This is a genomic window from Herbaspirillum aquaticum (genome assembly GCF_002213425.1).
In the GTDB taxonomy this organism is placed as follows: Bacteria; Pseudomonadota; Gammaproteobacteria; order Burkholderiales; family Burkholderiaceae_D; genus Herbaspirillum; species Herbaspirillum aquaticum.
Map to the genome: position 1 here is coordinate 132896 of NZ_NJGV01000008.1, position 20233 is coordinate 153128.

Here is a 20233-nt window from a genome sequence, read left to right on the forward strand (position 1 = left end):
CATGAGCAAAAACAAGAATGAACGCTTGCTGACTCCGACCTTTGACAAGAAGGGCAATCCTGAATGGAAGTCCACGCTCAGTAGTCCTGATGACTCGTGTGCGGTCTGCCACATGATTCCGGATCGCATCATCCCGGTGATTTTTGTGCCGGGGGTGATGGGTAGCAATTTGAAGGGAACAGGAAATGCAGGCGACATTTCTTGGCGGCTGGATAGCGTTCGTTCCATGTCGCCTTGGCTATCCCGCGGGGCGGCGCTGCGAAAGAAATATTTGGCTCCACAAAAGATGGTCGTTGATGACGATGGAGCAAGACCCGACGGAACCGCCCAGCACGACGAAGAATTGAAGCGGCGCGGCTGGGGTGAAGTTGGCGCGATGAGCTACGGTGACTTTCTGGTTTGGCTCGAGAACGCGTTGAACGATTTCGTCAATACCAAGGGTGGCCCTCGCGATTTGCTGATCAACAAGGTATTGGGATCCATGAAGAGCGATGATGCTTTACTGAAGGAACAGGTAGCCCTCAGCTACCGCTATCGATTCCCGGTGCATGCCTGTGGTTATAACTGGCTGGACAGCAATGACGCATCCGCCGAGCAGTTGAAGCAGAGGATCAATGCCGTGATTACGCGATACAAGCAGGAGAAGAAGCGCTGCGAGAAAGTGATTCTGGTGACGCACTCCATGGGGGGATTCGCACACTACGCACACGCCCCGGCGCATTCTGATCCCATCATTTCCCTCCTTCAAGAGAACTACTGATGCCCCTGCCCGTCATCCGTCTCGGCGACTCCACTTCCCATGGCGGCAAAGTGATCTCCGCCTCTCCCTCCCACACCCTCCACGGCATCGGCATTGCCCGTGTCGGTGACCTGGTCAGTTGTCCCAGGGAAGGGCACGGCACCAATCCGATCATCGAGGGGGCGCCGACCTGGCTGATCGGTGATCGCATGGTGGCCCTGCAAGGGCATCGTGCGGCCTGCGGGTGCAGCCTCATTTCCAGCCTGGCCACGGCCTCCTATGGCTGAAAGACAGCGCCACCTGTCCGGAGCAGGGCAACATTTGCGCATATCGGCCCTGAGAATTGCACAGACACCACGCTTTGCGCCATTTCCTGCCCCTTTTTGACGCACCATTGCCCGCCACCACCCCCGGGCGGTTTACAATGCCGCCTGCAAAAAAAATCCCCGAGTTTCACCCAAGCAACACCGCCCGCCGCGCTACCCGCACGCCTGCTCCTGTTGCCCCAACCATTCCAGACAAGGAAATCAAGCAATGATCAAGATGTTCTCCCGCCACGCCCGTACGCTGGCGCTGACCGCCGGCTTCGTCGGCATGCTGGGCCTGGCCGCCTGCGGCAAGCAGGAAGACAAGAGCGCCGCCGCCCCCGCGCCGCAAGCCGCAGCTGCCCGCGTCTACGTGGTCGGCGTGGAATCGGCTTATGCCCCCTTCTCCTCGGAAAACGAACAGAAGGACGTGGTCGGCTTCGACATCGACGTCATGAAGGCCCTGGCCAAGAAGATCGGCATCGAAGTCAAGTTCGTGCCCACGCCCTTCGAAGGCTTCTTCAATTTCCTGGCGCAAGGTGACCGCGACCTGCTGATCTCGGCCATCACCATCACCGATGAACGCAAGAAGACGGTGGCCTTCTCCGAGCCCTACTTCGTGGCCACCCAGACCATCGCCCTGCCGGCCGCCAATACCAAGGTCAGCAAGATGGACGACCTGAAGCCCCTGACCGTCGGTACCCAGAGCGCCACCTCCGGCGACGAACTGGTGCAGCAGGTGCTGGGCAAGAACAGCGCCAAGATCAAGCGCTTCGACTCCACCCCGCTGGCCCTGAAGGAACTGGAAAGCGGCGGCGTCGACGCCGTCGTGGCCGATGAACCGGTGGTCAAGAACTACATCGCCAACAACCCCAACAGCAAGCTGCGTACCGTCACCGATCCGGACTTCCCCAAGGAAGACTACGGCATCGCCGTGCGCAAGGATGATCCGGAACTGCTGGCCAAGATCAACAAGGGCCTGGCCGAAATGAAGGCCGATGGCAGCTTCGCCGCCATCAGCGCACAATACTTCGGCAAGTAAGCCCATATGCTGTCCTGCTGCTCCTGCGTTTCTACAGGAGCAGAGGTCTGCATGAGTGCATGAGTGCATGAGTACATGACTGCATGACAGCATGACTGCCTGATCCGGCAACAAGACGGCGGCCCGGGCCGCCGTCACCGCTTTTTCCTTTCCCGTTTTCAACCACCAATCGAGTCCGACATGGATTTTCGCTGGAGCATCATCCAAGGCTACGCGCCGCTGTTCGCCAAAGGCGTCCTCATGACCTTGCAGGTGTCGCTGATCAGTATCCTGATCGGTACCGTCATCGGCTTGCTGGTGGGCATGCTGCGCCTGGCCGACGTACAGCACGGTCCCTGGAAGTGGCCCCTCAAATGCCTGCGCTGGCTGGCCAGCTTCTACGTCGCCTTCTTCCGTGGTACACCGCTGTTCGTGCAGATCATGCTGATCCACTTCGCGGTAATGCCGCTCTTGGTGCAACAGGAACATGGCCTCTTCATCACCGGCGAACTGGCGCGCACCATCAAGCAGGACTACGGTGCCTTCCTCTCCGGCACGGTGGCGCTGTCGCTCAATGCGGGGGCCTACATCTCGGAAATCTTCCGCGCCGGCATCCAGTCCATCGAACGCGGCCAGTCCTATGCGGCCGCCAGCCTGGGCATGAACTACGGGCTCACGATGCGCTACGTGGTGCTGCCGCAGGCGTTTCGCCGCATGCTGCCGCCGCTGGGCAACGAAGCCATCACGTTGTTGAAGGATTCCTCGCTGGTCTCGGCCATCGGCCTGGCCGAACTGGCCTATGCCGCGCGTACCGTGGCGGGCACCTATGCCCGCTACTGGGAGCCGTATATCACCATCTCCATCCTGTATTTCTCCATGACCATCTGCCTGGCGCTGGTGGTGGCCCGTCTGGAAAACAGGTACAGCGCACCGCATCGCCGCTGATCGTTTTGCCCGCCGATCCGCAGCGATCAGCGGGAAGCGCGTGCGCTGCTCGCAAGCGGGCGGTATCATGCCGCGCATGACATCGATGCACACTCTTCCCCAACTCGCTCCCGGCAGCCGCCGCGTGGCCGTGATCGGCGCCGGTCCGGCCGGCCTGATGGCCGCCGAAGTGCTGGCCGCCCAAGGCGCCGCCGTGGACGTCTACGACGCAATGCCCTCGGCCGGCCGCAAATTCCTGCTGGCCGGACGCGGCGGCATGAACATCACGCACTCCGAACCGCAACCCGACTTCCTGCCACGCTACGGCAATCGCCGTGAACAGGTGGCGCCCTTCGTGCGCCGCTTCGACGCCGACCAGTTGCGCGCATGGATACACGGCCTGGGCATCGAGACCTTCGTGGGCAGCTCCGGCCGCGTCTTCCCGCGCGAGATGAAAGCCGCGCCGCTGCTGCGCGCCTGGCTGCATCGCCTGCGCGAGGCCGGCGTGCGTTTCCACATGCGCCATCGCTGGCTGGGCTGGCAGGCAGACGGCGCCCTGCGCTTTGCCCATGCTGATGGCCACACCGGTGTCCAAGCCGATGCCGTGGTGCTGGCCCTGGGCGGGGCCAGCTGGCCGCGCCTGGGCTCGGATGGCAGCTGGGTGCCGCTGCTGCAAACCCGCCAGGTGGAAGTCGCCCCGCTGCTGCCGTCCAACTGCGGCTTCGAGCTGGACTGGAGCGAACATTTCCGCAGCCGCTTCGCGGGCGAACCGGTCAAGCCGGTGGTGGCCAGCACGGCGCTGCCCAGCGGCGGCGTGCAGAATCGCCGCGGCGAATTCATCATCACCGCCGACGGCATCGAAGGCAGCCTGGTCTACGCGATGTCCTCGGCCTTGCGCGACACCATCACCGCAGAAGGCTCGGCGCGCCTGTACCTGGACCTGCTGCCCGACTGGCCGCTGGAAAAAGTGGAGGCCGAACTGGCCCACCCGCGCGGGGCGCGTTCGCTCTCCAGCCACCTGCAAAGCCGCCTGCATCTCAAGGGCGTGAAGGCCGGACTGTTGCGCGAGCTGGTCAGCAAGGACGACTTCGCCGACATGGGCAAGCTGGCGCGCGCCATCAAGGCCCTGCCGCTGACCGTGCTGCGTACGCGCCCCATCGCCGAAGCCATCAGCAGCGCCGGTGGCGTCAGCTTCGAGGCGCTCGATGATGCGCTGATGCTGCGCGCCCTGCCGGGCGTATTCTGCGCTGGCGAGATGCTGGACTGGGAAGCGCCCACCGGCGGCTACCTGCTCACCGCCTGCTTTGCCACCGGCCGCGCCGCTGCGGCGGGTGCGCTGCACTGGCTCATCAGCGATGATCGCACCGCCAGCCTCGGCAACCCTTCCGAGGAACAACACAAGTGACCCAAGACGACCGCCTCATCGACCTGGAAATGAAGATCGCCCATCAGGAACACCTGCTGGACGAACTGAACCAGACCGTCTATCGCCAGGAAAAGAAGATCGAGGAACTGGACATGCTGCTGCATGCCCTGGCCAAGCGCTTCAAGGAATTGTCCGACACCAGCCAGGACCGCGCCGCCGCCAACGAGAAGCCGCCGCATTACTGATCGCGCCGCTTCCGCTTTCTCTTCGCTGCTCGCACCACCATGGCCAACGAACGCCGCATCGCCCACCTCGACATGGATGCTTTCTATGCCTCGGTGGAACTGCTGCGCTATCCCGACCTGCGCGGCCAGGCCGTGGTCATCGGCGGCGGCTCGGCCACGCGGCCGGTGGAATTGCCCGATGGCACGCGCCAGTATTTCCGCATGCGCGATTACGCCGGGCGCGGCGTGGTCACCACCTCCACCTACGAGGCGCGCGCGCTGGGCGTGTTCTCGGCCATGGGCATCATGAAGGCGGCCCAGCTGGCACCGGACGCGATCCTGCTGCCAACCGACTTCGAGGCCTATCGCAAGTATTCGCGCCTGTTCAAGGAAGCGGTCCGCAGCATCGCCCCGCTGATCGAGGATCGCGGCATCGATGAAATCTACATCGATCTTTCTGCGTGGCCCGATACCGCGCATGAGGTCGCGCGTCAGATCAAGGATGCGGTGCATGCGGCTACCGCCCTGACCTGCTCCGTCGGTGTGGCCCCCAACAAGATGCTGGCCAAGATCTCTTCCGAACTGGACAAACCCGATGGGCTCACCATTCTCACGCCCGAGGATATCGAGCGCCGCATCTGGCCGCTGCCAGCGCGCAAGATCAATGGCATCGGACCGAAGGCCGCCGAGAAGCTGGCGGCCCTGGGCATAGAGACCGTGGCCGACCTGGCACGCGCCTCGCCTGAATTGCTGCGGGCGCATTTCGGGCGCAGTTATTCGGAATGGCTGGGACGGGTGGCGCAGGGCGTCGATGATCGACCGGTGCAGACGTATTCCGAACCCAAATCCATCAGTCGGGAAACCACCTTTGAACGCGACCTGCATGCGCGTGCCGACCGCGCGCAACTCTCGGAAATCTTCACCGCCCTGTGCGTGAAGCTGGCCGGCGACCTGGAGCGCAAGGGCTATGTCGGGCGCACCATCGGCATCAAGCTGAAATACGCCGATTTCCAGGGTGTGACGCGCGATGTCACGCTGCCCGCACCCACCGGCGACGCCGCCACCATCCGCCAGGCGGCAGGGGAATGCCTCAAGCGCGTACCGCTGGAAAAGAAGCTGCGCCTGCTCGGAGTGCGCGTGGGTGCGCTCTCGCGCAAGGATGAGCTTGCCTTGACAGCGCAGGCGCTGCAGGCGGAGTTGCCGTTCGGCGGCTGATCCACTTTTCCGCGAACTATTTGTGCGTTTTTCCGACGTACTCTGCGGCAAGCCCGGCCATGGAAAATTTAACTGCAAGCGTGGACAATCCGACATCGCTTGCGGCAGGACGGGCGTGTAAAATCTCCCCCTTTCCCTCTTTGCCCTGCTCCGGAAACCTATGTGGTTCAAGAATCTCCAGATCTACCGTCTGCCCGCACCGTGGGCGATCAATGCCGACGAACTCGAATCCCATCTCGCGCCGCAGGCCTTCACCGCCTGCTCCAGCCTGGACATGCAGAGCCAGGGCTGGGTGCCGCCGCGCAACAATGAAAAACTGGTGCATGTGGTCAACCGCCAGCTGCTCTTGAAGCTCGATACCGAGAAGAAACTGCTGCCCTCGACCGTCATCAACCAGGTCACCAAGGCCCGTGCCGCCGAGCTGGAAGAGCAGCAAGGTTTCCCGCCGGGCCGCAAGCAGACCAAGGAATTGAAGGAACAGGTCACCGACGAACTGCTGCCACGCGCCTTTTCGGTAGTGCGCAGCACCTGGGTCTGGATCGATCCGGTCAATGGCTGGCTGCTGGTCGATGCCGGCTCGCCCTCCAAGGCTGAGGAAGTCCTGAAGCTGCTGTTCAAGGCCATTCCCAAGTTCCCGCTGGAAACGCTGCGCACCGTCATGTCGCCGGCAGCGGCCATGACCGACTGGCTGGCCAGCGATGAAGCGCCCAATGGTTTCACCGTGGACCAGGATACCGAGCTGCGCTCCACCGCCGAGAGCAAGGCGACGGTGCGCTACGTGCGCCACACGCTGGAAGCCGACGACATCCGCCGCCACATCGAAGCCGGCAAGCAGTGCACGCGCCTGGCGCTGACCTGGGCCGACAAGGTCTCCTTCGTGCTGACCGAGAACCTGTCGGTCAAGCGCATCGCGCCGCTGGACGTGCTCAAGGAAGACAGCGAGATCGCCGGCAAGAACGACGATGAGCGCTTCGACGGCGACTTCATGCTGATGACCGGCGAGCTGGCCAAGCTGCTGACCGCCCTGGTCGACGCGCTGGGCGGCCAACTGAAGGAAAACGACGGCACCCTGGCCCGCGCGGCCTGACCGGAGTCGCATCACCGCGCCAGTACGAACGAAAACGCCGCGATGGGCTGACCGTCGCGGCGTTTTTTTCATGTCCGTCTCAATTCTGGTGACGACTGTAGCGATAGCCCTGGTCGAACAGGGTCGCCACCGCCACCAGCACGCCCGAGCAGGCCAGGATCAGCGTCACGCCCAGCGTGGAATGCGTGGCTGACTGCGCCACCATGGCCAGTGCCCAGAGCGGCGCCAGGCCACCGGCAAGGGCGGTACCGATCTCGCGGCCGGTCCCCACGCCGGTGGAACGGCTCTGCACCGGGAACTGGCGACTCAGGAAGGAGCCCTGCGGGGCAAACATCATGGGTGCCAGCAAGCCGGTACCGACGATGACGGCACTGTAGATGGCCATGCTCTTGCCCGTACTGAGCAAGGCCATGAAGGGGTAGGCGAACAGCGCCGAGAGCACGCCGCCGGTCATGAGCACACGCTGGCTGCTGTAGCGGTCGCACAGCCAGCCGAACAGCGGCACGGCCACGATCGCCACCAGGCTGGCCAGCGTCACCGAAAGCGAGGTGACATGCGCCGAGACGCCCTTGAACTGGGTCAGGTAGGCCAGTGAGAACGTCTTGAAGATGTAGCTCAGCGCGTTGTAGCCGACCGCCAGGAAAAACACCACGGCCAGCCCCCTGATCTGAGTGGTGAAGACTTCGCGGATGGGCTGGCGCGGCTGCGCCGGACTGTCCTGCGCATGGCTGTATTCGGGCGTCTCCGGCAGGCTGCGGCGCACCCACAGGCCCACCAGTACCAGCAGGAAACTCAGGATGAAGGGAATGCGCCAGCCACCGGCCAGCAGGAAAGCATCGCCACCCAGCGTGAGCAGGTACACCGTCAGCGAGGACAGCAGCAGTCCCAGGTTCAGGCCCAGCGCCGGCCAGGCACCCTGGCGGCCCTTGCGGTCGGCGGCGGCATGCTCGTAGGAAGTCACGGCGGCACCGGCCAGCTCCGCCCCCGCACCCAGGCCCTGCACGATGCGGATGGCCACCAGCAGCAGCGGGGCCCACACGCCGATGGTGGCGTAACCGGGAATGAGGCCGATGGCCGTGGTGCATAGCCCCATCAGGCAGAAGGTGATGAAGAGCATGCGCTTGCGGCCGATGCGGTCGCCCAGGTAGCCGAAGAAGATGCCGCCGATGGGACGCGCCACGAAGCCGATGGCAAAGGTGGCGAAGGCCTGCAGCGACGCCGTGGCCGGATCGCTGTGGTCGAAGAAGATCTTGCTGAAGACGATCGAGGCCATCGTCGCATAGAGGTAAAAGTCATACCACTCCAGCATCGATCCCACGATGGTAGCGGCGGCGACCTTGCGCAGCCGGGTACGTACTTGCTGGGGTGTTTCTGCTTGCGGTGCGTTCATTGCGTCTCTTCCTTGTGTTTTTTCTTTGGATGCGGGAGCGCCTGGCTTGCCGCCATGGATCTGCTTGCCGGGGCAAGGCCAGCGCCGGTGTATTACGGACGAATCAGATTGCGCACAATGTGTTCGCCGATGGCCAGCGACGAAGTCGCTCCCGGTGAAGGGGCATTGCGGATGTGCGTGACGCGGCGGCTCTGGCGGATCACGAAGTCATCGACCAGGCGGCCATCACTTTCCATCGCCTGCGCTCGGATGCCGCGCACTGCCGGCGTAACCGCCACATCGGCCAGCGACGGTACGTAGCGCGCAGCTTCGCGCACGAAGACCTTCTCGCTCAGCACGGTCTTGAGTTCGCGCAGCATGGCCGGCACGTTGCGTGCGCCAAATTTCCACAGCCCCGGATAGGTCAGCGCAGCGGCAATGTCGCGCAGGCTCGGATCAGTACCGGTGTAGTTCTCGCGGCCCAGCGACAGGAAAGCATTGGGTCCGATGGTCATCTGGCCGTCGATGCGTTTGGTGAAATGCACACCCAAAAAGGGAAAGCGCGGATCGGGGACCGGGTAGATCAGGCCCTTGACGTGCGATTTGTATCGCTCGTCGATGACGTAGTACTGCCCGAAGAAGGGAACGATGCGCGGCGTGGCCGCATCGCCTGACTGCCGGGCCAGGCGATCCGATTGCAAGCCGCTGCAGGCGATGGCCGCATCAAACAGCTCCGGATGCACCTGTCCGCCCTGCAGTTCGACCTGTACCTGCTCGCCCCGCTCGTCGATGCGGCGCACCGCGGCATTGAGCACAATGGTGCCGCCGCGTTGCTCGATCTCCTGTGCCATGCACTGTGCAATCTGTCCGTAGCTGACGATGGCCGTGCGCGGCGAATACAGCGCCCGCAGGCCGACGCAGTTGGGCTCGATCTCGCGCAGGCGGCCGGCATCGATCATCTCCACATCCGGTACGCCATTGGCCACAGCCTTGCGGTGAATGGCTTCCAACCGTGGGAGTTCATCCGGGGTGAGCGCTACCACCACCTTGCCGCATTCGTCATAGGGCAGGCCATTGTGCTGGCAATAGTCCTTGAGCAGGGCCACGCCGCGCCGACACAAGGTGGCCTTGAGCCCGCCCGGTTCATAGTAGAGGCCGGCATGCACCACGCCGGAATTGTGGCTGGACTGGTGCCGGGCGACGGCCGCCTCCTTCTCGAAGACGGTGACGTGGATATCCGGGCGGTCCAGCAACAGCTGGCGTGCGACGGCCAGTCCATTGATGCCGCCGCCGATGATGGCGTAACGCTGGGGTCTCTTCATGTTGTCGTTGTCGGTTGATCTGGTGCGGTCGAAAAACACAATCGCCGTGGCAAGATTCTTGGCCAGGATCTCTTCAATGAAAAGCGAAATTATCGCTAGAATGATGTTTCGATAAAGCGAACAGGATGCCTGCCCGCCATGACCCTGAAACAACTGGAAGCCTTCTACTGGGCCGCGACCTGCGCCAATTTCGCCATTGCCGCACAGCGCATCAATGTCTCCATTTCTTCGCTCTCCAAGCGCCTGCACGAACTGGAACAGTCACTGGGGGTGGTGCTGTTTGACCGCAGCGGCCATCGCGCCCTGCTCACCGATGCAGGGCGCCGGCTGATGCCGCAGGCGCTGGCGCTGCTCGACGGTGCCGCCGCCATCCGCAGTTCCTTTGGGGCCGGTAGCGTCCCGCACGGATTGGCCGGGCACTGCCGCTTCGGCGTTGGCGAACTCAGTGCCCTGACCTGGCTGGCCGGATTCGTGGCGCAGGCACGCAGCCTGCATCCGCAGCTGGTCATGGAGCCCTATGTGGATGTGGGCAGCGTCCTGCAGGAAAAGGTGGAAAGCGGCGAACTGGATTTCGCCATCGTGGCGGGACGCTCCTCGCGCCAGATGCTGCTGGCACAGGCAGTCTCGCAGGTTCCCTTCGTGTGGGCTTGCGCACCGGCCGTGCGCAAGCCGCGTACCGGCTTGGCCACGCTGTTGCGGCAGGGCTGCCCCATCATCGCCCTGCCGGCCTCGGCCGGCACCACGCGGCTCATCGATGACTGGCTGCTGGCGCAGGACATCGCCGGGGTGGAACGGCTGAGCTGCAACAACTGGGGCGCAGTGACCGGACTGCTGATGGCGGGAGTGGGCGTGGGCATGCTGCCACAGAGTTGGGCGCAGAAGCTGGTGGGGCAGAAGAAACTGGCCCTGCTGCGCGGGGATGTCCCGCTGGGGGCCATGACCTATTCATTCCATTGGCGGCGCGGAGATTCGCGCCCCCTGATCGAGCAGATGCATACCCTGGTGGCACGCTGCGCGGATTTCTCGGCCGACCTGCTGTTGCCGCTGGCGCGCTGATGTGCTGACGTGCTGACGTGCTGACGTGCTGACGCGCTGATGTGCCTCAGTCCAGCGTGCCGCGCGACACCAGCACCTGCTCCAGCGGCAGCATCGCCGGCGCCAGCGTGGCCGCCAGCCGCGCCGTGGACACGCCATCGCGCGCGCCCAGCGCCAGGCCATTGAGGAAGCTCGTATAAAAATCCCCCAGGGCCGTCACATCGGCGTCGGCCCGGATCTCCCCTTCACGCTGCGCCTGCAGCAGGCGCGCGCGGATTTCGTTGCGGCGCTTGTGGCGGCGTTGCGAGAGTGCATCACTGTGCTGGCTGTTCTCGGGCGCACAGTTGATGGCAGAAATCACGACCATACACCCCTTTCCCGCCGGCAAGCCCGGCACCGTCGTCTTGCCCGAATACATGCGCACGCTGGCGCGCAGCATGGCTTGCAGGTCGGCGCGAATGCCCTTGCCGGCCTGCAACAGGCGCAACGGCTCGGCGCTGACGGTGCGCGAATAAACCTCCACGACTTCGCGAAAGAGCGCATCCTTGTCGCCGAAGGCCGCATAGAGGCTGGGCGCCTTCACCCCGATGGCCTCAGTCAGATCGGCCATGGTGGTGCCTTCATAGCCCTTGCTCCAGAACACCTGCATGGCCTGCTGCAGCGCCTGGTCGCGGTCGAAGCTGCGCGGGCGGCCTCGGGTCTTTATCATCGGTATCCTTTGCGGGGTATTACCCCTGGCGGTAATGGTGTTGCCAGGCAGTGTAGTTTATTTTAATCAGCGTTACAAAAATAATTCACCAGCCCTTGAAGTTTGGCCCGGACATTCCTATTATCTAATGCTCGTTACGTAAATAAAGGTGTAGCGAGCAATATCTGTCATCCGATCCATTTACATTCAACGCTTGAACCCATACTGAACCAAGCATTTGACGGCACCCATCGAAAGGACATGCCATGAGCCGCAAGACCCGAATAGAAAACTACCGCAACATCGGTATCAGCGCGCATATCGACGCGGGCAAGACCACGACCACCGAGCGCATTCTTTTTTATACGGGTGTGAACCACAAGATCGGTGAAGTGCATAACGGTGCGGCCACCATGGACTGGATGGAGCAGGAGCAGGAACGCGGCATCACCATTACCTCGGCGGCCACCACGGCCTTCTGGAAGGGCATGGCCGGCAATTACCCCGAGCATCGCATCAACATCATCGACACCCCGGGCCACGTGGACTTCACCATCGAGGTGGAACGCTCCATGCGCGTGCTTGATGGCGCGGTCATGGTGTACGACTCGGTGGGTGGCGTGCAGCCGCAGTCCGAGACCGTCTGGCGCCAGGCCAACAAGTACAAGGTGCCGCGCATTGCCTTCGTCAACAAGATGGACCGCATCGGTGCGGATTTCTTCCGCGTGCAGAAGCAGATCGAGGAGCGCCTCAAAGGCAAAGCCGTCCCCATCCAGATTCCGGTGGGCGCGGAGGACCATTTCTCGGGTGTGATCGACTTGGTCAAGATGAAGGCCATCATCTGGGACGAAGCCAGCCAGGGCGTGCTGTTCAAGTATGAAGACATCCCGCTGGAGCTGGAGGACACCGCACGCCACTGGCGCGACCTGATGGTCGAGCAGGCTGCCGAGGCCAATGAGGAACTGCTGGAGAAATATCTCTCCGGCAATCCCCTGACCGAAGACGACATCAAGCGCGGCCTGCGCCTGCGCACGGTGGCCAACGAGATCGTGCCGATGCTGGCCGGCAGCGCCTTCAAGAACAAGGGCGTGCAGGCCATGCTGGATGCGGTGATCGATTACCTGCCCTCGCCCGTGGACGTGCCCGCCATTGCCGGACATGCCGAGGACGACAGCGAGATCGAGCGCCATCCTTCGGACGAGGAACCGTTCTCGGCGCTGGCCTTCAAGATCATGACCGATCCCTTCGTGGGGCAGCTGACCTTTTTCCGCGTGTATTCCGGCATCGTCAATTCGGGCGACACGGTCTACAACCCGGTCAAGGGCAAGAAGGAACGCCTGGGCCGCATCCTGCAGATGCACGCCAACGAGCGCAAGGAAATCAAGGAGGTGTTCGCGGGCGATATCGCGGCCGCCGTGGGCCTGAAGGATGTGACGACCGGTGACACGCTGTCGGATCCGGAACATCCCATCATCCTGGAACGCATGATCTTCCCTGAGCCCGTGATCTCGCAGGCGGTGGAACCGAAGACCAAGGCCGACCAGGAAAAGATGGGCATCGCCTTGAATCGCCTGGCGCAGGAGGATCCGTCCTTCCGCGTGCATACCGATGAGGAATCGGGCCAGACCATCATGTCGGGCATGGGCGAGCTGCACCTGGAAATCCTGGTGGACCGGATGAAGCGCGAATTCAACGTCGAGGCCACGGTGGGCAAGCCGCAGGTGGCTTACCGCGAAGCGATCCGCAAGGGCGTGGAGGATGTGGAAGGCAAGTTCGTCAAGCAGTCCGGTGGACGTGGGCAGTACGGCCACGTGGTGATCAAGCTGGAGCCGCAGCCGGCCGGCAAGGGCTATGAATTCGTCGATGCCATCAAGGGTGGCGTGGTCCCGCGCGAGTTCATCCCGGCGGTCGACAAGGGTATCCAGGAGTCGCTGAAGGCGGGCGTGCTGGCCGGCTACCCGGTGGTTGACGTGAAGGCTACGCTGACCTTCGGTTCGTACCACGATGTGGACTCCAACGAAAACGCCTTCCGCATGGCCGGCTCCATGGCCTTCAAGGAAGCGATGAAGCGTGCAGGTCCGATGCTGCTGGAACCGATGATGCAGGTCGAGGTGGAAACGCCCGAGGAATTCATGGGCAACGTGATGGGCGACCTGTCCTCACGGCGCGGGATGGTGCAGGGCATGGAAGACATGGTGGGCGGCGGCAAGCTGGTGCGTGCTGAAGTCCCGCTGTCGGAAATGTTCGGCTACTCGACCACGCTGCGCTCGCTCTCGCAAGGGCGCGCGACTTACTCGATGGAGTTCAAGCACTATGCCGAGGCGCCAAGGCAGGTGGTCGAGCAGTTGTCGGGGAGCAAGGGCAAGGGTTGATTGGACTTGCTGGCTGCTGGCTGCTGGCTGCATGAAGAAGCCGATGCATCTTGGGGTGCATCGGCTTTTTTCTTATTGCAGATGACGCAGAAAAGAACGTGCAAAAAAAAAAACGCCCCATTCTTTCGAATGAGGCGTTTTATTTGGCGGAGCGGACGGGGCTCGAACCCGCGACCCCCGGCGTGACAGGCCGGTATTCTAACCAACTGAACTACCACTCCTAAAACCGTTTCAGCTGTCGTTGCTTGCTGAAAGATCGCTATTATAGGAGAGGTTTTTTAAAAACGCCAGCCCTTTTTTTAAATAATTGCGAAATATTTTACGGGCCGGCATCAAGCCTTGAACTTGCCCTCAAACGCCAGCTTGGACAGCGGCTCACGCGGGCTCGGCACCTCACGTGCCTGCAGGCCTTCCGGCAGGATGGACTTGTCACCCAGCTTGCCCACCACCACCATCGCCTCCACCGAGAACTCGGCCGGAACGTTCAGCTCGGTACGTGCCTTTTCCTTGTCGAAACCGGCCATGCCGTGCGCATGCCAGCCGGACAACGACGCCTGCAGCGCCAGATAGCCCCAGGCCGAACCGGTGTCGAAGGAATGAGTCGGGGCAGGCACGGCCTCAGTCGCACCCGGCGGCACCATCACGGTACGCGACAGCACCACGATCAGGGCCGAGGCATTGGCGCACCAGGAACGGTTGAATTCATTCAACAGGCCCAGCAGGCTGTCCCAGGCGGGCGTGCCACGGCGTGCATAGACGAAGCGCCAGGGCTGGGCGTTGTAAGCCGACGGTGCCCAGCGGGCAGCTTCGAGGAAGGTCAGGACGGTTTCTTCGGAGATCTCGGCACCGTTGTAGGCGCGCGGGGACCAGCGGTTCAGGAATTGCGGATCGATGGGATAGTCGGCGTTGCGCGGATTGGCGGACATGCTCTTTTCCTATGGTGATGAGGGTGGATGAATTCAGGCAGCAGGCATCTTAGCAGCGCAGCACCTTTCCTGCAGAGCCAGCCACGCGGCCATAAAAAAACCCGCGCACCTTGCGGCGGCGGGTTAAATCCAATTCTCAGGGGTGATGAATTGGAGGGGGAGGAACTTCAGAATAACGATGGCCCTCGCGCGCCTCCAACGTTTTTACACGCTGTAACATCCGTTGCAATTGTGCAGTGGACTGTGGGGAAACTGTCAGGAATGGTGTTTCCCCTGTCATCCATGGCAGTCGCGGCTTTGCGCCGCCCCCGGCTCATTTCCCGATACAGAACCGCGAAAAGATCACCCCCAGCAAATCATCCGGCGTGAACTTGCCCGTGATGCTGGACAAGCGTTCCTGCGCCAATCGAAGCTCCTCCGCAAACAGATCCAGCGCATGTTCGCCGGCCTCATTGTCCAGCGCCGCGTGCGCCGCTGCATGGGCCAGATGCTCATCGGCCGCCTTGAGCGCCAGCAAATGCCGCTCGCGCGCGAGATAACGCGATTCCACCGTCTGCTGCCAGCCGGCAATGCGCAGCAGTTCCGCACGCAGCAGGTCCACGCCCTGCCCCTCGGCGGCCGACAGATAGACGTGCGTGGCGTCGGGCATCGGATCGACGGCCGGCTTGTGGCCCGAACGGTCGATCTTGTTCCAGATGCGGATGATGGGCACACCCTCGGGGAAGCGCGCGGTGATCTTTTCATCTTCCAGCGTCGGGCCACGGTCCGCATCCAGCATGTGCAGGATCACGTCCGCCTTGGCCACCTCGGCCCAAGTGCGCTCGATGCCGATGCGCTCGACCTCGTCCGGGCCGCTGCCATCTTCGCCCGCCTCGCGAATGCCGGCCGTATCGATGATGTTGAGCGGCATGCCTTCAATCTGTATCGTCTGCGTCACCTTGTCGCGGGTGGTGCCGGCGATCGGCGTGACGATGGCCACATCCGATCCGGCCAGCACGTTCAACAGCGAAGACTTGCCCACGTTGGGCTTGCCAGCCAGTACCGCATTGAGGCCATCACGCAGCAAGGCCCCTTGCGCGGCATGCTTGAACACCTCTTCCAGCGTGCTGCGGATGGTGGCCAGCTGGCCGCGTGCGTCGCTCTGCTTGAGGAAGTCGATTTCTTCCTCGGGGAAGTCCAGCGTCGCTTCCACCAGCATGCGCAGGCGCGTGACCTGGTCCACCAGCTCGTGGATCACCTTGGAGAAGGCCCCCGAGAGCGATTCAGAAGCCGACTTGGCCGCCGCTTCGGTGGTGGCCTCGATCAGGTCGGCCACGGCCTCGGCCTGGGCCAGGTCGATCTTGTCATTGAGGAAGGCGCGCTGGGTGAATTCACCCGGCTCGGCCAGGCGCAGGCCGATCTCGTTGCCCGCCTGCACGCAGCGCGCCAGCAGCATCTGCATCACCACCGGGCCACCGTGGCCCTGCAGTTCGAGCACGTCCTCGCCGGTATAGGAATGCGGCGCCGGGAAGTGGATCGCCAGGCCCTGGTCGATCGGGCTGCCATCCTCGTTGAGGAAGGGCAGGTAGGTGGCGTGACGCGGTGCCAGGCTGTCGCGGCCGCAGACGGCGCGGATCACCGGGGCCAGGTTTTTGCCTGAGATGCGGACCACGCCAATGCCCCCGCGTCCGGGTGCAGTGGCGATGGCGGCAATGGGAGAAGAATCGAAAGTCATCTGCGAATACTTGTTGTTGTGTTGAGGTGAGCCCGCCGCTGCATCCCCCTCGGAGCAACAGCGTAAAGCCATGTTAACCCTGCTTGCGTTCTACGACCGAAAAAAAACCCGTGGATTCCACGGGTTTTTCCTTTGATGGCCTGCAAGAACCGGATTACTTGGTCTTGCCGCTCTCGATGTTGCGGGTGATCACCCATTGCTGCGCGATCGACAGGATGTTGTTCGTCACCCAGTACAGCACCAGGCCGGACGGGAAGAAGAAGAACATGAACGAGAACACCAGCGGCATGAACATCATCACCTTGGCCTGGACCGGATCCGGCGGCGTCGGGTTCAGCTTGGTCTGCAGGAACATCGAAGCGGCCATGATGATCGGCAGCAAACCGATGGGCATGTTGAAGTACGGGATGGTACCGAACAGGCGGTCCGGGGCGGTCAGGTCATGCACCCAGCCCAGCCACGGGGCGCCGCGCATTTCCACCGAGGCCAGCAGCACCGAATACAGCGCAATGAACACCGGGATCTGGATCACGATGGGCAGGCAGCCACCCAGCGGATTGATCTTCTCGGTCTTGTAGAGCGCCATCATCTCGCGATTCATGGCCTGCGGGTCGCCCTTGTGGCGTTCGCGGATGGCTTGCATCTTCGGCGAGACCGCCTTCATCTTGGCCATGCTGCGATAGCTAGCCGCCGACAGCGGGAAGAACACCAGCTTGATCAGCACGGTCAGCAGGATGATGGTCCAGCCCCAGTTGCCCACCAGGTTGTGGATGTGGGTCATCAGCCAGAAGATCGGCTCGGCGATCACGGTCAGGTGGCCGTAGTCACGCACCAGGTCCAGGCCCGGGGCAATCGCTTGCAGAGTCTTGGAGACGGTGGGGCCGGAATACAGCTGGCTGTCCATGGTCACGCTGGCATTCGGTGCCACGCTGCCCAGCGGCAGGATGGAACCGACCGCGTACAGGTTGTCGCCGACCTTCTTGCTGAAGATGTCGCGCTGCGCGTTCTGCGGCGGGATGAAGGCCGAGACGAAGTAGTGCTGCACCATGGCGATCCAGCCATTGTCCGCCTTGTTGACGTGCTGCTGCTTGCCGTTGGCGATCTTCTCGAAGTCCAGCTTCTCGAAGTGCTCGGTGCTGCTGTAGACGGCAGGACCGGTGAAGGTGCTGTAGAAGTGCGATTCGCCGCCCGGCTTGTTGCCGTCGCGCACCAGCTGCAGGTACAGCGACGGGTTGATCGCCGCACCCGTGGTGTTGGTCACGGTGTGCTTGACGTCGATCAGGTAGCTGTCGCGCTTGAAGGTGTAGGTCTTGGTCAGCTTCACGCCGCCCTGCTCTGCCACCAGCACCAGCTGCACTTCATTGCCGTTGTCCAGCGAGCGGGCGCCGGGCTGTGCGGTGAAGATGGTCTTGTGGTTGGGGAAGGGACCGCCGATCAGGCCCGACTCCGCCAGGTACATGTGGCCGGGTTCGGAATCGAACAGCACGACATTCTTGGTCGGATCGACCACGTCGGGTTGCTTCAACAGTTCCAGGCGTTTCAACTCACCGCCCACGGTATCGATGCTGGCCTTGACCAGGTCGGTGGTGATGGTGATGGTTTCGCCCTTGGTGGCGGCAGCCACGTCAGCGCCGGGGACCGCGCCAGGTGCCGGTGCGGGCGTACCGGCCTGCGGCACGGGGGAGCCGGTCGGGCTGGCGGTGGGTGCGGCCGGATTGGCGGCGGCTTGCTCCTGAGTCGGGTTGGCCGACGGGAAGAACATCGACTGATGTCCGTTATGGCGCATCCAGCCATCCCACAGCAGCAGCAGGGAGAAGGAGAATACAACCCACAGGACGGTACGTTTGATATCCATATGCGTATTGATGAGTTCAGGAGTGGCTGCAACCGTCAGCGGCCACAGGGGGAGACAGCCGCGCGACCGAAGACGGCAGCGCAGTGGTCGGGGAATCGGGAACGACGGAAGAAGACGGGCTGTTCGCCTGCGCCTGGGCTTGCGCCTCGGCCGAGCCGGGCACGAAATCGAGCCCGCCGGCATGCCAGGGATGGCATTTGCACAGGCGCTTGCCGGCCAGCAGGCTGCCCTTGAGCGCGCCATGCAGACGGACCGCCTCGGCAGCGTAGTCGGAACAGCTGGGATAGAAACGGCAATTCTGCCCCAGGAAAGGGCTCACTCCCAGCTTGTAGGCGCGTAACAGCAGGAGCAGAGGGGTCTTCATCACTTCCTGTTTTCCTGGCTATTTCCTGGCGAACGCGGGGGCGCTCGGCAGGAAGGCGAACAATTGCATCAGTTCGGCGCGCAGCGTGGCCTTGACGGACGCGCTGCGGGCAGGATCCTTCCTGGTATTGACCGGGCGCGACAGGCGCACGATGCAGTCCACGGCAGGCAGTTCAGCCTGGCGAAACAGCTCGCGCGTGGCCCGCTTGATCGTGTTGCGGGTGACCGCACGAGGCGCCAGCCGCTTGGCCGCCACCACGCCCAGACGGGCTTGCGGCAGGCTGTTGCGGCGTGCGTACAACACGAAATGCTCGGTACGATACACGGGGCGCAAACGAAAAACGGATGAAAACTCATCCGTTTTAACGATTCGCCGATCGCGTGGGAAGTCGCCTGCTTGACGTGCTGGAAGCGGTGTACGGACGTCCGTCACACGAAACGGCAGCGCAAAGCCCCGGCTTAAACTGCAGCCAGACGCTTGCGGCCCTTGGCGCGGCGGGCGTTGATCACGGCACGGCCGCCACGGGTGGCCATACGGGCACGGAAACCATGGGTACGCTTGCGACGCACGACGGAAGGTTGGTAAGTACGTTTCATGTTGGACTCGCTAAGTTGGGCTGCCTTGGAGCAAACAGCAAAAATAAATCGGAATTCTGGAACCGCTTTCGGTGTGCCTGTTCCGCATCACCGATGCCCTGCCGCCTGTATGAGCCGGCAGCCCCTGCATCGCTGACACCATTAACTCTGTTGGCCTCTGCCGCCTCCCGGTGTGATCACTGGGTAATCGACCGGTGGACAACTGAAACAGCACTGCGTCGGCACCGCGCGCAATTCTTCAGATGGTGAACCCTGAATTAGACTGCATTTTCTACTTAGCTGTCAATGACTTATGCGCTTTTACGCCCTCCCCGGCCCCTCGACGGCCGAGTTCAGGGACAAGGCGTGGCGGAATTGCCGCATTTGCCCAAGATCGCCCCTTTCCTGGCCCCCACCGGCCCGCAAAAAGGCGATATGAAGTTGCTTGCAGGACATCACCCCGGATCCGGCAAAAGAATCACCCGATGGGCTCACGGCATGAAGAAAACGCAGACACCCCATGCGCCGCACGCATGAACAAAACCGTAAATCATCTAAAGCATTTTTCCAGCGCGGCTGGACATCGGTGCGCCGGGACTGTCCATGGGAGACGAATGAGGCAGATCAGCAACAGAGGCGGAGCACAATCGTCCTGTTACAAAAAAGATGCGTCATGCAAGCTGCACCCTGCAATATGACAAACATGCCTGGCACGATTCCAGCTATAAGGGAGATGAAGCAAAGAGACCGGTGTGCAGGCAGGAACGCATTGCACCGGCAGGAGGAGACCGGCAGCATCGCCAGCCAATCGCCGCGCTGGCCTGCGCAACCGCCCGAGTGGCATTGTCCGCCTGTTCCCTCCCGCCGGCTATCAGGGTTTTCACGATGGCGCGCTGCGCGAAAATAGCGCACCGTGAGGTCAACCGCTGAAGCAATCCGCACATTGAAAGAGCATGATGTGAATGAAGCAGCGAATATCCCTGCACACGCAAGGGAATCAACGCTTCACCCCAATGCGCGGGAAAGTGCAAAGAAAATCCAGCGCTTGGTGAATGAATCTGCACCATAGGGATCAACAAGCGGATGCAAAAAAAGGAATAGAATAAAACCACGATCTGAAAAGATCTTCGCA

At 62.5% G+C, this 20233-nt stretch carries 19 protein-coding genes and 1 tRNA gene; 10 read left to right on the forward strand and 10 right to left on the reverse strand.

Annotated features, from left to right (window positions below):
* Position 1 precedes the first annotated feature (1 nt).
* The 8 genes from CEJ45_RS10625 to CEJ45_RS10660 all read left to right on the forward strand — a co-directional run bounded on the left by CEJ45_RS10625 (position 2) and on the right by CEJ45_RS10660 (position 6881).
* Positions 2-760, forward strand: coding sequence for an esterase/lipase family protein (locus CEJ45_RS10625; RefSeq protein WP_141106991.1), 759 nt, complete (start codon positions 2-4; stop codon positions 758-760).
* Complete coding sequence (locus CEJ45_RS10630) at positions 760-1026, forward strand: PAAR domain-containing protein (RefSeq protein WP_088755100.1); 267 nt, start codon at positions 760-762, stop codon at positions 1024-1026. The genes CEJ45_RS10625 and CEJ45_RS10630 overlap by 1 nt, the downstream gene beginning before the upstream one ends.
* Before the next feature lie 247 nt (positions 1027-1273).
* Positions 1274-2086, forward strand: a complete 813-nt coding sequence (locus tag CEJ45_RS10635; protein ID WP_088755101.1) for a basic amino acid ABC transporter substrate-binding protein — start codon at positions 1274-1276, stop codon at positions 2084-2086.
* Positions 2087-2266: 180 nt separating this feature from the next.
* Entirely contained in the window at positions 2267-3010 is a 744-nt protein-coding gene (locus CEJ45_RS10640) for an amino acid ABC transporter permease (RefSeq protein ID WP_088755102.1), read from the forward strand.
* A gap of 85 nt (positions 3011-3095) precedes the next feature.
* Positions 3096-4394 carry a TIGR03862 family flavoprotein gene (locus CEJ45_RS10645; RefSeq protein WP_088755103.1) on the forward strand — a complete coding sequence of 433 codons (1299 nt, stop codon included), beginning with the start codon at positions 3096-3098 and terminating at the stop codon, positions 4392-4394.
* Positions 4391-4600 (forward strand): SlyX family protein, encoded by a 210-nt coding sequence (locus CEJ45_RS10650; protein ID WP_008332911.1) that lies wholly within the window; start codon positions 4391-4393, stop codon positions 4598-4600. The genes CEJ45_RS10645 and CEJ45_RS10650 overlap by 4 nt, the downstream gene beginning before the upstream one ends.
* Before the next feature lie 39 nt (positions 4601-4639).
* Positions 4640-5794 (forward strand): DNA polymerase IV, encoded by a 1155-nt coding sequence (dinB, locus tag CEJ45_RS10655; RefSeq protein ID WP_088755104.1) that lies wholly within the window; start codon positions 4640-4642, stop codon positions 5792-5794.
* A 160-nt stretch (positions 5795-5954) separates the two neighbouring features.
* On the forward strand, positions 5955-6881 hold the full coding sequence (locus tag CEJ45_RS10660; protein ID WP_034330361.1) for a recombination-associated protein RdgC: 927 nt from the start codon (positions 5955-5957) through the stop codon (positions 6879-6881).
* Between the two features lie 79 nt (positions 6882-6960).
* On the opposite strand, the gene CEJ45_RS10665 is transcribed toward CEJ45_RS10660, so the two are convergent.
* Positions 6961-8271 carry an MFS transporter gene (locus tag CEJ45_RS10665; protein WP_088755105.1) on the reverse strand — a complete coding sequence of 437 codons (1311 nt, stop codon included), beginning with the start codon at positions 8269-8271 and terminating at the stop codon, positions 6961-6963.
* 92 nt (positions 8272-8363) lie between these two features.
* On the reverse strand, positions 8364-9572 hold the full coding sequence (gene lhgO / locus CEJ45_RS10670; RefSeq protein ID WP_088755199.1) for an L-2-hydroxyglutarate oxidase: 1209 nt from the start codon (positions 9570-9572) through the stop codon (positions 8364-8366).
* Positions 9573-9710: 138 nt separating this feature from the next.
* Here lhgO and CEJ45_RS10675 point away from each other — a divergent pair, with 138 nt between their 5' ends.
* The gene (locus CEJ45_RS10675; RefSeq protein ID WP_088755106.1) at positions 9711-10628 is read left to right on the forward strand and encodes a LysR family transcriptional regulator; all 918 of its coding nucleotides are present in this window, start codon (positions 9711-9713) and stop codon (positions 10626-10628) included.
* 46 nt (positions 10629-10674) lie between these two features.
* Here the strand turns inward: CEJ45_RS10675 and CEJ45_RS10680 are convergent, their stop codons facing one another.
* Positions 10675-11316, reverse strand: coding sequence for a TetR/AcrR family transcriptional regulator (locus CEJ45_RS10680; RefSeq protein WP_088755107.1), 642 nt, complete (start codon positions 11314-11316; stop codon positions 10675-10677).
* A 245-nt stretch (positions 11317-11561) separates the two neighbouring features.
* Between CEJ45_RS10680 and fusA the strand changes: the two genes are divergently transcribed.
* Positions 11562-13667: an elongation factor G gene (gene fusA / locus CEJ45_RS10685; protein WP_088755108.1), complete on the forward strand. Its 2106-nt coding sequence runs from the start codon at positions 11562-11564 to the stop codon at positions 13665-13667.
* A 144-nt stretch (positions 13668-13811) separates the two neighbouring features.
* Here the strand turns inward: fusA and CEJ45_RS10690 are convergent.
* From CEJ45_RS10690 to rpmH, 7 genes are all read right to left on the reverse strand, one after another.
* A tRNA-Asp gene (locus tag CEJ45_RS10690) sits at positions 13812-13888 on the reverse strand.
* Between the two features lie 111 nt (positions 13889-13999).
* Complete coding sequence (locus CEJ45_RS10695; RefSeq protein WP_088755109.1) at positions 14000-14593, reverse strand: nitroreductase family protein; 594 nt, start codon at positions 14591-14593, stop codon at positions 14000-14002.
* A 313-nt stretch (positions 14594-14906) separates the two neighbouring features.
* Positions 14907-16307 (reverse strand): tRNA uridine-5-carboxymethylaminomethyl(34) synthesis GTPase MnmE, encoded by a 1401-nt coding sequence (gene mnmE, locus CEJ45_RS10700; protein WP_088755110.1) that lies wholly within the window; start codon positions 16305-16307, stop codon positions 14907-14909.
* A gap of 154 nt (positions 16308-16461) precedes the next feature.
* Positions 16462-18162, reverse strand: coding sequence for a membrane protein insertase YidC (yidC, locus tag CEJ45_RS10705; RefSeq protein WP_088755111.1), 1701 nt, complete (start codon positions 18160-18162; stop codon positions 16462-16464).
* A gap of 16 nt (positions 18163-18178) precedes the next feature.
* The gene (gene yidD, locus CEJ45_RS25370) at positions 18179-18526 is read right to left on the reverse strand and encodes a membrane protein insertion efficiency factor YidD (RefSeq protein ID WP_088755112.1); all 348 of its coding nucleotides are present in this window, start codon (positions 18524-18526) and stop codon (positions 18179-18181) included.
* 18 nt (positions 18527-18544) lie between these two features.
* Complete coding sequence (gene rnpA / locus CEJ45_RS10715; protein ID WP_088755113.1) at positions 18545-18958, reverse strand: ribonuclease P protein component; 414 nt, start codon at positions 18956-18958, stop codon at positions 18545-18547.
* 26 nt (positions 18959-18984) lie between these two features.
* On the reverse strand, positions 18985-19122 hold the full coding sequence (gene rpmH, locus CEJ45_RS10720; protein WP_006461360.1) for a 50S ribosomal protein L34: 138 nt from the start codon (positions 19120-19122) through the stop codon (positions 18985-18987).
* Positions 19123-20233 lie beyond the last annotated feature (1111 nt).